General features: G+C 57.5%; 10 protein-coding genes, 1 tRNA gene and 2 pseudogenes. 8 read left to right on the forward strand and 5 right to left on the reverse strand.

The window, feature by feature from the left end:
* A partial coding sequence (locus FEV53_RS04580; protein WP_142833644.1) for an integrase core domain-containing protein occupies positions 1-265 on the forward strand: 265 nt, incomplete at its 5' end.
* Positions 266-298: 33 nt separating this feature from the next.
* Here FEV53_RS04580 and FEV53_RS04585 read toward each other — a convergent pair.
* Together FEV53_RS04585 and FEV53_RS04590 are read right to left on the reverse strand one after the other, a co-directional pair.
* Positions 299-1,057 (reverse strand): annotated as a pseudogene (locus FEV53_RS04585) (transposase); the annotation flags it as partial.
* 155 nt (positions 1,058-1,212) lie between these two features.
* A pseudogene (locus tag FEV53_RS04590) lies at positions 1,213-1,712 on the reverse strand (transposase); the annotation flags it as partial.
* Between the two features lie 417 nt (positions 1,713-2,129).
* On the opposite strand from FEV53_RS04590, the gene FEV53_RS04595 reads away from it, so the two are divergent.
* The 7 genes from FEV53_RS04595 to FEV53_RS04630 all read left to right on the forward strand — a co-directional run bounded on the left by FEV53_RS04595 (position 2,130) and on the right by FEV53_RS04630 (position 9,981).
* Positions 2,130-3,332 carry a tyrosine-type recombinase/integrase gene (locus tag FEV53_RS04595; protein ID WP_142833645.1) on the forward strand — a complete coding sequence of 401 codons (1,203 nt, stop codon included), beginning with the start codon at positions 2,130-2,132 and terminating at the stop codon, positions 3,330-3,332.
* A 355-nt stretch (positions 3,333-3,687) separates the two neighbouring features.
* Entirely contained in the window at positions 3,688-3,894 is a 207-nt protein-coding gene (locus FEV53_RS04600; protein WP_142833646.1) for a helix-turn-helix transcriptional regulator, read from the forward strand.
* Positions 3,895-3,898: 4 nt separating this feature from the next.
* The gene (locus FEV53_RS04605; protein ID WP_142833647.1) at positions 3,899-4,078 is read left to right on the forward strand and encodes a hypothetical protein; all 180 of its coding nucleotides are present in this window, start codon (positions 3,899-3,901) and stop codon (positions 4,076-4,078) included.
* Positions 4,065-4,958 (forward strand): DUF7146 domain-containing protein, encoded by an 894-nt coding sequence (locus FEV53_RS04610; RefSeq protein ID WP_142833648.1) that lies wholly within the window; start codon positions 4,065-4,067, stop codon positions 4,956-4,958. The genes FEV53_RS04605 and FEV53_RS04610 overlap by 14 nt, the downstream gene beginning before the upstream one ends.
* Positions 4,945-6,438 carry a DUF3987 domain-containing protein gene (locus FEV53_RS04615; RefSeq protein WP_185962105.1) on the forward strand — a complete coding sequence of 498 codons (1,494 nt, stop codon included), beginning with the start codon at positions 4,945-4,947 and terminating at the stop codon, positions 6,436-6,438. The genes FEV53_RS04610 and FEV53_RS04615 overlap by 14 nt, the downstream gene beginning before the upstream one ends.
* A 696-nt stretch (positions 6,439-7,134) precedes the next feature.
* Positions 7,135-8,352 (forward strand): hypothetical protein, encoded by a 1,218-nt coding sequence (locus FEV53_RS04620; RefSeq protein ID WP_142833650.1) that lies wholly within the window; start codon positions 7,135-7,137, stop codon positions 8,350-8,352.
* Positions 8,353-8,634: 282 nt separating this feature from the next.
* On the forward strand, positions 8,635-9,981 hold the full coding sequence (locus FEV53_RS04630) for an SNIPE associated domain-containing protein (RefSeq protein WP_142833651.1): 1,347 nt from the start codon (positions 8,635-8,637) through the stop codon (positions 9,979-9,981).
* Positions 9,982-10,484: 503 nt separating this feature from the next.
* Here the strand turns inward: FEV53_RS04630 and FEV53_RS04635 are convergent.
* The 3 genes from FEV53_RS04635 to FEV53_RS04645 form a co-directional block, all read right to left on the reverse strand.
* Positions 10,485-10,574 (reverse strand) — tRNA-Ser (locus FEV53_RS04635).
* Between the two features lie 79 nt (positions 10,575-10,653).
* Positions 10,654-13,092 (reverse strand): DUF3772 domain-containing protein, encoded by a 2,439-nt coding sequence (locus FEV53_RS04640; RefSeq protein ID WP_142833652.1) that lies wholly within the window; start codon positions 13,090-13,092, stop codon positions 10,654-10,656.
* Positions 13,089-14,120, reverse strand: a complete 1,032-nt coding sequence (locus tag FEV53_RS04645; RefSeq protein WP_142833653.1) for a cysteine synthase A — start codon at positions 14,118-14,120, stop codon at positions 13,089-13,091. Before FEV53_RS04645 ends, FEV53_RS04640 begins: the two co-directional genes overlap by 4 nt.
* Between the last annotated feature and the right edge of the window lie 24 nt (positions 14,121-14,144).

The raw sequence follows: 14,144 nt of genomic DNA on the forward strand, positions 1-14,144 counted from the left end.
GGACTGGATCAAAGCTGTCGGCGCGAAAACGGCTTACATCGAACCTGGATCGCCTTGGGAGAACGGATACTGCGAAAGCTTCAACGCCCGTTTCCGCGACGAGTTCCTGAATGGCGAAACCTTCTACAGCCTGCGCGAGGCGCAGATCCTGATCGAACAATGGAGGAAACACTACAACACGAAACGACCACACAGCGCATTAGGCTACCGCCCACCGGCCCCGGAAACCTTCGTCACGATGGACCGGAGGCCCGTCATGCACTAACAATCAAATTGGACCACTCAAGTGGGGCTGATCAGTCGACCCGACCTCGGCTTGCCGGATGGATCTGGTTGCCTCGACATCGACGATCACACCATGATCGGTATCGATCAGGTAATTGTCGGAATAACTGAAGAAGGCCGGCCCCTTACGTGCCGCTGTCCATTGACTGGCAGGATCGGAGTGAGAGGTGAACTTGGGTTCAACCTCGCTTGCTGCGCCGAAAGCAGCGTTATCGAGCCTTTCGAGATATTCCCGCACAGCGCGTAGCGCGTCGGCTGGATCAAGGGTCGATGGGTCTCAATCCTCCTTCGGTGTCGAGTTCTGTTTGTTCGCATCCGCTTCGATCAGGCTTGCATCAACCGCCAGTCGTTGGCCGCTGACCAGACCCTCTGCGATACAGCGTGCGACGGTCGTCTCAAACAGGTGCCGCAGCAGTTCGCTCTCCCGGAAGCGCCCGTGCCGGTTCTTTGAGAACGTAGAATGCTCGGGGATCTTGTCCGCCAGATCGAGGCGGCAGAACCACCGGTATGCCAAGTTCAGATGGACCTCCTCGCACAGCCGGCGCTCGGAGCGGATCCCGAAGCAGTACCCCACCAAAAGCATCCGGATCAGCAGTTCAGGATCAGCGGAAGGGCGGCCGGTGTGGCTGTAGAAATCTGCGAGGTAAGCCCGGATGCTGCTCAGGTCGACAAACCGATCAATGGATCTCAGCAGATGGTTTTGTGGGACATAATCTTCCAGCGAGAACTCGTAGAACAGCGCCGGCTGCGCTTCCTGCCTCGGCCCCATCATCGCTGATCCTCCCGCTCCACAAAAGAAGTGAATCAGCGAACGACACCTCAATCAAGCAAGAGTTTTTCAACAAAATACGCCCCCGTTCTGTGGAAAATTACCGTTTTGCGAGCGCAGAAATGGCGGGTTTGACGACGGCATGGGTACCTTTCTTATCAGGCTTCCCGCAGATGCTGCGGTGCGGGAAAGATCTTTGCGAGTTTGCGGAGGTTCTGGGCGGTTGCGGCGAGGAGGAATTCGTCGCTCGCGCCGTATGGGCCGCGTAATCGAAGTCGTCCCAGCCCGAGGATGCGTTTGAGATGGGCAAAGAGCATCTCGACCTTCTTTCGCAGCTTCATCGCGATGACATAGTCGTCGGTCTCGGCCAGATCCCGGGCGATCTGGCGGGCGTCTTCTTGCTCTTCGCGCGTGATCTGTCTGGCATCGGCGTTGGGGCAGCATCTGGCTTTCGAGGGGCACGCCTGACAGACGTCTTTTAGCGCGCGATAGCGGGCGGTGCCCTTGCCCGTCGGCCCCCGGTTCGGATCGGAATAGTTGCGGCGGAATTGCTTCAGCTCCTGACTCTCAGGACAATGTACTGGTCGCTCTCCGGATCCCACTCGAAGTCGGTTCTGGCCCATGTCCCGTCGGGGCGGGCGGCCTTCCCCGACATTGGTCCTGGTCTTGAGACTTGATGACGCCACTGAGGTGATGAACGATGAATGGATCGAGTGGCGGCGATGTTCTCCGTGTGAAGAACCATGGCAACGTGCAAACCAATGCAGGCTGGAGAGCCGCTGCGCTGTCGCGATTACCCGCATCCAAGCGCAAATTTGATGGCGGGGTCTTTGGCGGGTAACGCAGCCTAAATTTGAAATTCGATAATAAAATCGGTGGTATATGGCGGAGAGGAAGGCCGCCATGATATGATACTATAAGTTCCACTGAAGTCCTAATAATACAATGATAACAGTTCGATAATGGCTTCACTTGTGCAGTAACTTCCGGCAAGGTCCAATGCCATCCTCGCATTAGTGGGGGATGTTTTGGGGGATGTATAGTGACTTCAGGCGCCAGAAGGCCCGAACGAGCGTTGACCGCACGTTCCGTCGAATCCGTGACAAAGCCGGGTAAATACTTTGACGGTCAGGGGCTCTTTCTTCGCGTCGCAAAGAACGGCGCAAAGCAGTGGGTGCAGCGCATCACGATCCGGGGCAAGAGATGTGAGTTAGGGCTTGGCGCCCCGCCTGCTGTGTCGCTCGCGGTTGCGCGTAAGATGGCACTCGAAAATCGGGGGATCGCGATGACCGGGGGCGATCCCCTCGCGGAGAAGCGGAAGGCGCAAGGCGCCATGACATTCACCGACGCCACCGACAAGTATCTCGCGACGAAGTTATCGGAGTTCAAAAACGAGAAGCACCGGAAGCAATGGCGCGCCACCCTCGACACCTACGCGCTGTCAGCTATCGGCAATCGACTGGTCTCGGAAATCACGGTCCATGATATTTTCCGAGTCTTAGAGCCGATCTGGACAACCAAGACTGAGACCGCATCCCGGCTGCGTGGCCGGATTGAGAACGTGCTGTCATGGGCGACCGTTGCCGGACACCGCACTGGCGACAATCCCGCGCGCTGGCGGGGGAACCTGTCGGAGATGCTACCGAAGCCCGCGAAGATCGCCAAATCTGGAAACCAGCCCGCTCTATCGCTTGCGGATGCTTCGCGCTGGTGGAGCGATCTGCAAAAGCGCGACGGTATGGCGGCGCGGGCTCTGGAGTTCCTTACCTTAACGGCGGCGCGGTCAGGTGAGGTGCGCGGGGCAGTTTGGTCTGAAATAGAGATGCCTGCCGATGGGCGTGACGGCGGCATCTGGGCGATACCCGCCGAACGAATGAAAAATGGACGTCCGCACCGAGTCCCTCTCACGCAGGAGGCCGTCACGGTATTGAAGGCGCTACCCCACGCCGAAGGCTCACCCTACGTGTTCTGGGCGCCGCGTGGCGGGATGCTGTCTGACATGAGCATATCTGCCGTGATGCGCCGAATGCAGGCCACCGAAGAAAAGGCGGGCGGGACAGGCTATCTTGACCCGACAAGTCAGAGACCTGCGGTGCCGCACGGGTTGCGCTCAACATTTCGGCAATGGGCGGCAGAACGGGGCTATCCGCGAGATATGGCTGAAATGGCCCTCGCGCATTTTATCGGCAGTGAAGTTGAGCGGGCTTATCAGCGATCCGATCTAATTGAGCGGAGGCGCGATATGATGGCTGAATGGGCTCAGTTTCTGGCGGATTGATAGTTGCGAATCACCCTCAATTGCCTCTTTGAAGGTGCCAAGATCGGAAAACTGTAGTCGGAGTCATTGCTCGAAAGCGGGTTCTCCTTAGTTTTCCACAGGGTTGCACCAAGGCCAAACCCGTCAAAATCTCAACGTTAGTTCGTCAAGCCGAATCACGTGTGGAGAACCCTAAATTTTCCATTGCCAGCGCACTAGAGATTGAGTGTTCTAGAGGGAACCAAAGCTGAACACGGCATCGGCTGAGGTGGCTCCGCGATACTGTTGAAGCAGATCGCGAAGCCGGGGTGAAATGTCCTCTCCCGGAATTTCGCCTCTTAGCTAGCCGGACAACGAGCCAAGAGGCAAGCAGATTATGAGTAAGCAGGCAACGAACCAAGCAGAGCGTATTCTGAGGCGTCCTGAAGTTGAGTCACAGACCGGGCTGTCCCGATCAACGCTCTATGCGATGATCGCCGAGGGGACCTTCCCGCGCCCCGTGAAACTTGGGAAGCGCGCCGTCGGGTGGCATCAGTCACAGATCTCCGACTGGCTCAATAGTCGCGTCACGAACATCGCGTAAAGCCATGAAATTCGAACAGATGACCGGCGCGCAGGAATGCGTGACCGGGGCGGCGGAGCCTTGCCCTGCGAATGCGGCGGGCTCAACCGATCAAAGCGAATGGCAAGCCATTGGCGGTATTGCGGCGAAACTGGTCGCAGACGCTGCGCGGAAATATGCGGAGCGGTCCAATGCAGAGCGCTGAGGTAATGACTAAGAGCCTCGGAGGCAATTGGTACGGCAGTTACGGCGTCGCGCCTTGTCCGGTCTGCCAACCCGAACGACGCTCCGACCAGACCGCCTTGACACTTGGCGACGGTCACTCCGGGTTGCTGGCGCATTGCAAAAAATCAGGCTGCGAATTTGGCTCCATTCTTGCGGCAGCGGGAATAACCAAAGATGACGTCTGCCCTCCTGACCCGGCGGTGCGCGCCCGGCGGGACGCGGAGAGGCGCGCCGATATAGAACGGCGCGCGCGGCAGGCTCACGCCCTCTGGTGCGAGGCGAGGCCGATCATAGGCACCATCGCCGAGGGGTATCTGCGTGACGCGCGGGCAATCCATGGTCCGTTGCCTGATAGCCTCCGCTTTCATCCTGCGGCGTGGCATGGGGCAACGGCTTCGCGGTACCCGGCCCTAGTGGCGCGGGTGGATGGCGCCGATGGGTTTGCGGTCCACCGCACATACCTGGGGCCTGACGGTTTGGGCAAAGCGGATCTGACCCCGGCCAAGGCGATGCTCGGCGCAACCGCTGGCGGCGCTGTGAGGCTTCAGGAGGGCAATGACAGACTAGTTGTTGCTGAGGGTATCGAGACGGCACTTTCGCTCGCCTGCGGCCTTTTACACGGTCCTGCGGCGATCTGGGCGGCGCTGAGTACCAGCGGGATGACAGGGCTCAGGCTGCCGAATGAACCCGGACGGCTGGTCATCGCCCCTGATGGCGACCCGGTGGGCAAAAAGGCTGCACAAACACTGGCCGAAAGAGCCGATGCGCTGGGTTGGTCCGTGTCGCTGTTACCGGCGCCTGAGGGGTCCGACTGGAATTCGGTCATTCAGAAGCGGAGGTCTGGCAATGCACACTCCTGAGCCGATCCCGTTCGCGCCGGACTGGCCGGACCCGGCCCCGCGTTTTGTGCGCCTTGACCTACCACCGGCACCAGCATTGCCGCTGCGCGATGTTTTGGCACCGCGACTGGCGCAATGGGTCGAAGACGCTGCCGAAGCAAAAGGCGCGCCGCCGGATTATGTCTTTGCCGCGCTGCTGTCAGTTGCGGGGGCGACTATCGGAAATAGCAGATGGGTTTCGCCTTGGCGCGGATGGACGGAACCGCCGGTCATCTGGTCAATGTGCGTCGGGTTGCCCAGCGCGGGGAAAAGCCCCGCTATCGACGCTGTTTTGCAACCGCTCCGCGCCGCTGAGCGACCGTTGCGAGAAGCGGCAGAAGCTGAATTGCAGGCGTGGGCGGAAAAGGCCGAAGTCGCGAAAATTGCCGAGGCCGCTTGGAAAGAGGGGGTGCGGGCCGCGATGAAAGCTGGCGACAAAGCGCCCGATAAGCCCAACGGTGCCGACGCAGGCCCCATGCCGCACATTCCGCGACTTGTCGTCAATGATGGGACGATTGAACGCCTCGGCGCCATACTTGCGCGGCAACCGCGCGGCACATTGCAGATGCGGGATGAGTTGGCAGGATGGCTCGAAGGGATGGCGCGTTACTCCGGCGGCGGGTCGGATCGACCCTTTTGGCTGGAAGCCTATGGCGGACGGGGTTTCACCGTTGAACGCATGGGGCGGGAACCGTTGACCGTGGACCGGCTGACCATTGGCGTTATGGGAGGCATCCAGCCTGACCGCCTGAAAAGTCTGTTGTTCAAATCCGACGATGACGGGCTCTTAGCGCGCTTCCTCCCGATCTGGCCTGACCCCGCGCCATTGCGGCGCCCGGAAGCATGGGCAGATGAGGTGTTGATTGACCGCGTCTTGGCGCGGCTCCTATCGCTGGAAATGGTCAACGACGACGAAGGCACGCGGCCATGGGTCGTGCCGTTCTCTGAGGGTGCGCGGGGGATGATGGATGACTTCCGCGAGGCGGTTCGGGAATGGGAGGCGGGGACTGATGGGCTTTTGCTGTCGTTTATCGGCAAGTTGCCCGGACTGTCTGCCCGGCTGGCGTTAGTCCTGGCCCTTCTCGACTATGCGGCAGACGACGCAGAAGCCCCGCGCGAGATAACGGTCAACGCCTATGGGCGGGCTTGTCATCTGGTCGAGGCATATCTCCTGCCGATGGCACGGCGCGCCTATGCGGATGCTGCGACACCGAAAGCCGACCGGGCCGCGCGCAGATTGGTTACGCTGATCCGCGATCAAAAATGGCGATCCTTTTCGACGCGGGACGTCATGCGGCTCGACCGCGCGGGGTTGGCGTCCAAGCGGGATCTCGACCCCGCGCTGGCAGCGCTCGAAGATGGTGACTGCATCCGGTCTGTTGAGGCGCCACCGCGACCGCAAGGGGGAAGGCCGCAACGCCTCTATTCGGTCAATCCGGCTCTGCTGGCAGGGACGTCATGACGCGCTGGCTCGACGCTGCCCGGAAGGTTCAACAGACACTGACAGAACCGACAAAACCGACAAAACTCCGATCTGAGCCGGTTCTGTCAGTTAAATCGGTTTTGTCCGGGCAAGATGAGCGCGACGCCTCGCGCCAGATAAGCGACGCTGAAAGCGGGGGACCGGTGAAAGCTGGTTCCCGACCGCCGGACCCTAAGATCACCCTAAGGCTTAAAAAGGTTAGAGTTCAGAATCGACCGCAAGACGGCAGCAACGGCAGGTCGGTTGCGGGCAGGCCGCTCACGTGGACCGGGCGTCCCGTGAGTGAAACCGCTTGGCGCGGGTTGAGCGAATGGCAGCGGCATGGGCCGGGTTGGAAAGTCTGGTGTGCGCTACGGCGCGACTGGCTTGACCCGAATTAGATCAAGACTTGCGCCATCTGCCCGCTCAGGCCACCGCCGAGGCCTGCATGACGCTCAGAAGAACGCACCCGAGACAAAAGCGGCATGATCGTTGCATCTTGGGACTGCCCAAATGCGCCAAAGTCCGAGAAACATGCGGAAAACACAACTGCAGAGCCCTCGCAATCGATGATCTGGCACCCGACGCCGCCGTCAGAGTTGAAAACACCCACCAAAACGGTCAAGCTCCCGCTAAAACCAAGATACTTGGGAAATATCAAATAAAACCTACAATATCAGCAAGCTGGATAAAGCTATGAGCAAAGCAACGAACCACATTTACGTAAAATATTTTGCAGCATTCGCATTATGCTCTTTCATGGGCAACCCGGCTTCCTCTGAAAGCAATAAATTAGATTATTGGATTGAAAGTTTAGTCTATGAAATTAAACAGAATACCGTATTTGAAAAATCTGAACATACACACCCAAAGATTCTAGAAGAAACGGCAAAATTGGCTGGCTTTGAAAACACCGAAGACTTCCTAAATATAGCTAGGTCAGGATATGAAATATCTAAGAAACAAATAGAAATTTGGGACGTGTCTGCAGTTAACGAAAATATCTTGCAGGGAAGCGCAGAAAACTGGGATTGGGCTTTAGTTCCAATCTTGTCTAGGGCAAAAATGGTTCAAAGTGGGGATATGCTTCCAGACAGCTGCAATGTTCATTTGTTTTTTTGGAATCCAAAAGGATGGTATAGAACCAGCATATCTGGTCAAACTAGTAAAATCGCGACCGTGAGCGCAATACCAGAACTGCGTAAAGCGGTATATTCCACGCCCCCAACGTGCTTGGTTTCATCCACCAGTGATGCGGGCCAACAATCGCCCGTAAATGATGATGAAATAAATAAAAAGAAAGAATTATATGAAATCATTTACGGTAACTACCCTACAAACTGTACCCCCAAATTTTTAGTTCAGAAAAACTCGTGCATCGTTGAGCATATTTCTTTCTGCTCAAATGACACTATTTTTATCACACAAGACAAAGAAGGAAGCGCGGAAAAAGTAAATTATACCTATTCCAGTGATGGTAAAATTCAAATGTTGTGGGGGAGTTATCAAGGTTATCCAGTCTGGGTGGATATCCCCATCGAAGAACAAAACGGTTTTATTCCTATCGCCGCATTAAAGGAAAATAGGGATGGTTCTCTCACCGAAAGACGCCGTTTTCTGGCACCAATATCTAACGACGATTTGGAATACACATTAAAAGCCGAGTTCTCTTCAGGAGAGTCTCTAATATTAGATGGTGTCAAACTTTTATCCGTGACTGGAGAATACACCTATAATTACCCAGACAAAATTACCAATATGACCGAAGGCTTTTTCATAATGACTGATTATAATGTGATTATAGAAGGGACTAAATCCATAGGTCCCGTACGGGATGAAACACCTCGAGAAATACTGAGGACATCACAAGCAACATCGCGTGATGAAGCGGGTAAATATCAATGCCGTGATTAAGTGAGTTAGTCGAGGGCGCAGATCCCTTTTCCATTATGCCGCCGCACTCACATCAAACTCGAAGTGGATGCGGTCATAAGGGAACTTTACGCCCTTCTCTGTCCGATTAATCACCCCTTATAAAAAGCACTATCGAACACGAAACGCGACGACAGGCCGAACGGCGGCAATGAGACTAGCTTGTTAATCCATCATAGCGCAGCGAAGGTCTGCAATACCTATTTTTGATTGCCTCCACGGCGCTGGTCAAATTGAAAAATAGAAATTGAAAGGCTGCAAATAATGGAACCTTTTATAGTCTTCGTAATCGCTTGGTTGCTCCTACCCATCATTCTTTTGATATTTTGGCTTCGCGCGCGTGGTGCGAAGAACCGCGCCGAAAAGCGGATTACAGAAGCGGAATTGACTGCCGCATCGCTCAGGGAAAAATATGCGCCAATCACATCTGTTGAGAATGAAGTCTCGGCGCTCAGGGACAAAGCAACACAGTTACAGAAGCAAATCGACGAGACTCGCAGCTCCTATTCCGATAAGCGCGCCACGCTAAAAAAATTGGAGCAACAAGTCGCAATCTATGACGAAAAGCTCTCTTTCGCGGAGTTAGGTGTCTATGAACCCCATTTCGAGTTCAACGATGCTGACGAATACAAGCAAGAGATCAAACGTATCCGCGACCTCCAGAAAGCAATGGTTTCGGCCAAGACCTCGACTCTCTGTCCGACTGACTGGCAAGTAGACGGAAGCCGCGCCAAGGGTCAGACGATGATTAGCCGCCAGACCCGTCTGACCATGCGCGCTTTCAACAACGAATGCGAGGCCGCAATCGCAAACACGCGCTGGAACAATGTCAACGCGATGGAGAAGCGTATCCTCAATGCAGCCAAGCAAATCGACAAAACAAACGAGTCTATGAATCTGTTTATCAGCGAGGATTATGTCGGCCTCAAGCTGGACGAATTGCACGCGACTCACGAATATCGTGAACAGCTCAAGTTCGAGAAAGAAGAACGCGCAGAGTTGGCGCGCGCGGAACGCGAAGAGAGAAAGTTACTGGCGGAAGCCGAAGCGGCGGAACGTGAAGAGGAACGGTATCAGAAGCTATTGGATAAAGCGCGCTTAGAGGCGGGCAGAGATGAAGACCGCATTGCGGAGTTGGAAGCTGCATTGGCTGAAGCCCACGCGACAAGCGAGCGCGCCCGCGCAATGGCCGAGATGACAAAATCCGGCTATGTCTACATTATCTCGAACATTGGTTCCTTTGGCGAGGATGTAGTTAAAATTGGCCTGACGCGGCGGCTTGAACCAGAAGACAGGGTAAAAGAGCTAGGTGACGCAAGCGTCCCGTTCGGCTTCGACACCCACGCCATGATCTACTCGGATGAAGCCCCCACCCTCGAAAGCGCTCTTCACAAAGAGTTCGCGGACCGCCGAGTGAACGCTTCGAACCTGCGTAAAGAGTTCTTCCGGGTTGGCTTGGAAGAGGTCGAGGATGCGGTGAAGCGTCTTGCCCCATCCGCCAGTTTCTTCTCAGACCGTGAGGCGCAGGAGTGGCATGAAACCCTTTCACGCCGCAAAGAGGCGTTGAAGAACATGGTGCGACCATCAGACGAATTACCGCAAGCCATATGACCTTGAAAGCTAACGTTCGCGCAGTTGCAGCGATAGCTCACTTGGTTCGCACTCTTGCCATTGCTGCTACAACTAAGAATGGGAGGTGTCACTTCCGAGAGGGAAGTATCTAAATTTGAGAACAGCAGTAGCAAGCGACCGCAAGCAGTTCGCATATCTCCCCCCCCTAAAAAAAGGGGACATACCGGGCTGTGTAAAACCTGCTGCCCTCCTGCGCTTGCGCAGCCATGCCGCCCTAGCAAGGGGTAGGAATGTCTAGCGGCACGGCTTCCGTGTAAGATGCAGGGGGCGGTCTTACCTCTGAATTGATACCGGGTGAAACCGACTGACTCGTGCGCGGTAGCTAAACCGCAAGAAAATGTTGCGCTTCATATTCACGCAAGCCTGACGAACCGTCCGAAGCATTCCGAGACGATACAGGTCAATGCGGGGGATATTGTGGGGGATGAACCTCTTTGCACGCAAATTTTTCCGTTTGCAATCAGGTAGTTGCTTAATTTGGCTGGCGGAGAGGAAGGGATTCGAACCCTCGAGACGGTTTCCCGCCTACACACTTTCCAGGCGTGCGCCTTCGACCACTCGGCCACCTCTCCGAGGCCGCGTTTAGCGAAGAGTGATGGGGGAGTGCAAGGGGGCCTGTGGGGAATATCTCTCGATCCTCACGAAAAAAGATCAGCGGCCGTCCGCATCACCCTCTGGATCGGCGTGCTGAGCGGTGGACCGTACGCTTGAGATCGTCCCACTCTCAGGTTTTGCGGCGTGGTCACGATCCGACATCTCGCGCATCCAGACATCCCGCTGGGCGTAGGGAATCTCAATGCCTTCTTCAGTGAACCGCAGGATGATCTCGTGGTTCAGATCGGTCTCGACGTTCAGCAGAAAGTTCACATCCCGCAGGATTGTCCGCAGCTCGAATTCCAGCCCGTTCTCGCCCGCTCCTTTGAAATACACGAACGGCGCCGGGTTCAGGCTGACCATCGAGTGCCCTTCAGCGATTTGGGTGAGGATCGCTTCGACCCGCCGCGTATCGGTGCCAAAGGCGACCCGCACCGGAATAATCGCCCGACCCACATTGTTGCCATGGGTCCAGTTGGTGACCGTTCGGGAGACGAGATCTCCATTTGGAACAATCAGGTCTCGGCGGTCGAAAGTCTCGATCCGGGTAGAGCGGACGGAAATGTCGCGGACGTAACCCATCTGGCCGTTCACTTCGATCCAGTCCCCCTCCGTAATCGGACGTCCGATCAGCAGAATGATCCCGGACACGAAGTTCGACACGATGTTCTGGAGACCGAAGCCAATACCAATCGAAAGAGCCCCAGCGACAAAGGCGAGGCTTGAGAGGTCAATGCCGGCGCTGGTAAACGCGACAATGCCGGACAGGGCGATCCCCACGTATCCGACCCCAGCCACGATGGCATTGCGCGCGCCGATATCCAGTCGCGTCCGCGTCAGCACCTGATGGCGCAGGGTCAATTGGACAAAGCGGGTCAGCGCGTAACCGAGGAAAAAGACCAAAAGGATCGCCAGAATGTCCTGCGGCGAGATCCGGGTCTGACCGATTGTGATCCCCGCCCGGAAGGCAGACCAGACATCTGTCAGATCCGACACTCGTGCGCCCCAGATTAACGCCAGAAGCGGGATCGCGGCGAGGGTCAGCAAAAAGCCCAAAAGCACCGGCAGGAGACCTTCACGCTGGCTCTCGGGAACCCGCCGGGCCAGCGCGTACAAGTCATAGCTGAGCTTTTGGAGGATCAGGATCAGAGCGCAAAGCGCCAGAGTTAGGGCCTCGGCGCGCAGGAGATAGCCGGCGGCAGTCGAATAGCCAGCAACCGTCAGCACGGCTCCTCCGACAGAAACCACCAAAGCAGCGCGACCAAACAGCCCGGCAATGGTTTTCAGCAGGCTGCGTTCGTCGTCTTCGTCTTCTTCGTCCACCGTTGCAAAGGTGGACAGGTCCCGCCCGAGACGGATGAGGGACAGAGCCAGCAGTACATGGGGCACAAGCAACAAGGCGCCGGCTGCCGTCGAATCACATCCGCTGATCCGGATGACGGTCAGGGCAACCGCATTGAGGGAAGTTGCTATCGCGACCAGCCAGATGTTGCGCCTCGCGCGTGTGGCGAGACCGGGCTCCACGTCAACCGGGCTGGGGCGACCTTCGGGCAGGAGCATCGGAGCAATCCAGTTGCCCGCGATCAACGGCAGAAGGGTAGCCTGCACGCCCGTTACCAGAACATCCACCGCCTCACCCCGCAAACCACTCAGAGCCACTGCTGAGCCGAGGAGATGCAGGCCGATCAGAGCGGGAATGAGCTGACCCAAAGAGACAACAAAGGCGACGAGTCCCGGACGACGTCTGGCTGCCCCAAACCCGTCCAGCCAGCCCTCAATCCAGCGACGCCAAGTTCCCGCGCGCAACAACAGAATTAGCCCAATCAAGAGCACCGGGAGCGCTAGTATCACGCCGTCAGTCACATTGCTCCGCCAGCCTTCGCTGGAGAAATGAGCGCGAGTGTCCCGGCCAATGGCAGATGCCGTATCGAACACAGCCTGAACTGCACCGGGCCATGAGGTCGGGAACAGCGGCGACGGGGTGCGGTCGAGGAATTGCTCCTTATAGCTCTTGCGGATCTGCTGATCGAGCGCCGCGATCAGCGCGTTCGCGTCCGCAAAGGCCTCTTGCGCGGCCAGAACCGGCTCATAGAGCGTTTCCAGCTCGCTGTTCAGGTAGTCACGTCGTTGCCGGATCTGAGGCAACTCGGGCGCCTGCCCATCCGCTGGCGGAGCGCCGAGGGCGTTGAGCATGCCCCGGAGCACTTCTATCTGTGCATCGTTGATGCTTTGCGCTTCGAGGAAGGCCTCGCGCCTCTGGGCCAGATCCGCGCGAACCGCCTCCAGACGGGCCACGTCCTGCTCCCGGTCGAGGAGATCCCGAACCTGGTCCGCGACCTTCGGCCACTCGCGCAGGCCCGGGATCTGGTCCAGCACAGCCTGCTCGATGGAAGGCGACGCGGCCTCAGAAAGCGGAACGTCCCCCCCCTGATCCTGCGCCACTCCAGCGACCGCCAGAGACAGCCATAAGAGCAGTGCGCCGAGAAACCGTATCATACGTCAGCAAAGACTTTCGGCAGATCCATAGTAGCGGTGTCCAGCAACCAATCAGGCTGCGGCAGGCCCTTCTCCGCAAGGAACTCCGGGTTGAAAATCTTGGACTGATAGCGCGTGCCGTAATCGCAGAGGATCGTGACGATGGTGTGGCCGGGACCGAGTTCACGGGCGAGCCGCATGGCCCCCGCCACATTGACGCCAGTGGATCCGCCCATGCACAGACCTTCGTTCTGCAACAGATCAAACACCACGTTCAGCGCCTCCGCATCGGGGATGCGGTAGCAGAAATCGGGAGTCAGGCCTTCGAGATTGGCCGTGATCCGGCCCTGCCCGATGCCCTCCGTGATCGAATTGCCGGGGTTGTCCTCGCCCGTGTAGATCTTGAACATGCCCGCGCCCTCGGGATCGGCGAGACCGATCTTCACGCCTTTGCCCTGCAACGCCTGCGCCACGCCGGCCAGCGTCCCGCCAGAGCCTACCGCACAGATGAACCCGTCCACCTTGCCGCCGGTCTGCTCCCAGATCTCCGGCCCGGTGGTCTCGGTATGGGCCTGCCGGTTGGCCGTGTTGTCGAACTGGTTGGCCCAGATCGCCCCGTGGGGCGCCGTCTTCGCCAGCTCCGCCGCCAGACGGCCGGAATATTTCACATAATTGTTGTCGTTCTTGTAAGGCACCGCCGGAACCTCAACGAGCTGTGCGCCCGCGAGCCGGACCATATCCTTTTTCTCCTGACTCTGGGTCTCGGGCATCACGATAACCGATTTGAAGCCCATGGATGTTCCGACCAAGGACAGCCCGATCCCGGTATTGCCCGCCGTGCCCTCGACAATGGTGCCGCCCGGCTCCAGCAGTCCCTTCTCCACCGCATCGCGGATGATGAACAGCGCCGCGCGGTCCTTGACCGACTGGCCCGGATTCAGGAATTCGGCCTTGCCGAGGATCGTGCACCCTGTGGCCTCGGAGGGACCCTTCAGCCGGATCAGAGGCGTTCCGCCGACCGCTGCGGCCAAATCGCTGTGAATCTTCATCTCCGGCACTCCATTATCTCAGTT

This window comes from Palleronia caenipelagi, from assembly GCF_007004065.1.
GTDB classification, from domain to species: Bacteria; Pseudomonadota; Alphaproteobacteria; order Rhodobacterales; family Rhodobacteraceae; genus Palleronia; species Palleronia caenipelagi.

What these genes read in the sequence shown, in the direction of transcription:
- FEV53_RS04600 (WP_142833646.1), top strand. Translation starts at nt 3,688, where the DNA reads ATGAGTAAGCAGGCAACGAACCAAGCAGAGCGTATTCTGAGGCGTCCT.
- FEV53_RS04605 (WP_142833647.1), top strand. Translation starts at nt 3,899, where the DNA reads ATGAAATTCGAACAGATGACCGGCGCGCAGGAATGCGTGACCGGGGCG.
- FEV53_RS04610 (WP_142833648.1), top strand. Translation starts at nt 4,065, where the DNA reads ATGCAGAGCGCTGAGGTAATGACTAAGAGCCTCGGAGGCAATTGGTAC.
- FEV53_RS04615 (WP_185962105.1), top strand. Translation starts at nt 4,945, where the DNA reads ATGCACACTCCTGAGCCGATCCCGTTCGCGCCGGACTGGCCGGACCCG.
- FEV53_RS04620 (WP_142833650.1), top strand. Translation starts at nt 7,135, where the DNA reads ATGAGCAAAGCAACGAACCACATTTACGTAAAATATTTTGCAGCATTC.
- FEV53_RS04630 (WP_142833651.1), top strand. Translation starts at nt 8,635, where the DNA reads ATGGAACCTTTTATAGTCTTCGTAATCGCTTGGTTGCTCCTACCCATC.
- FEV53_RS04640 (WP_142833652.1), bottom strand. Translation starts at nt 13,092, where the DNA reads ATGATACGGTTTCTCGGCGCACTGCTCTTATGGCTGTCTCTGGCGGTC.
- FEV53_RS04645 (WP_142833653.1), bottom strand. Translation starts at nt 14,120, where the DNA reads ATGAAGATTCACAGCGATTTGGCCGCAGCGGTCGGCGGAACGCCTCTG.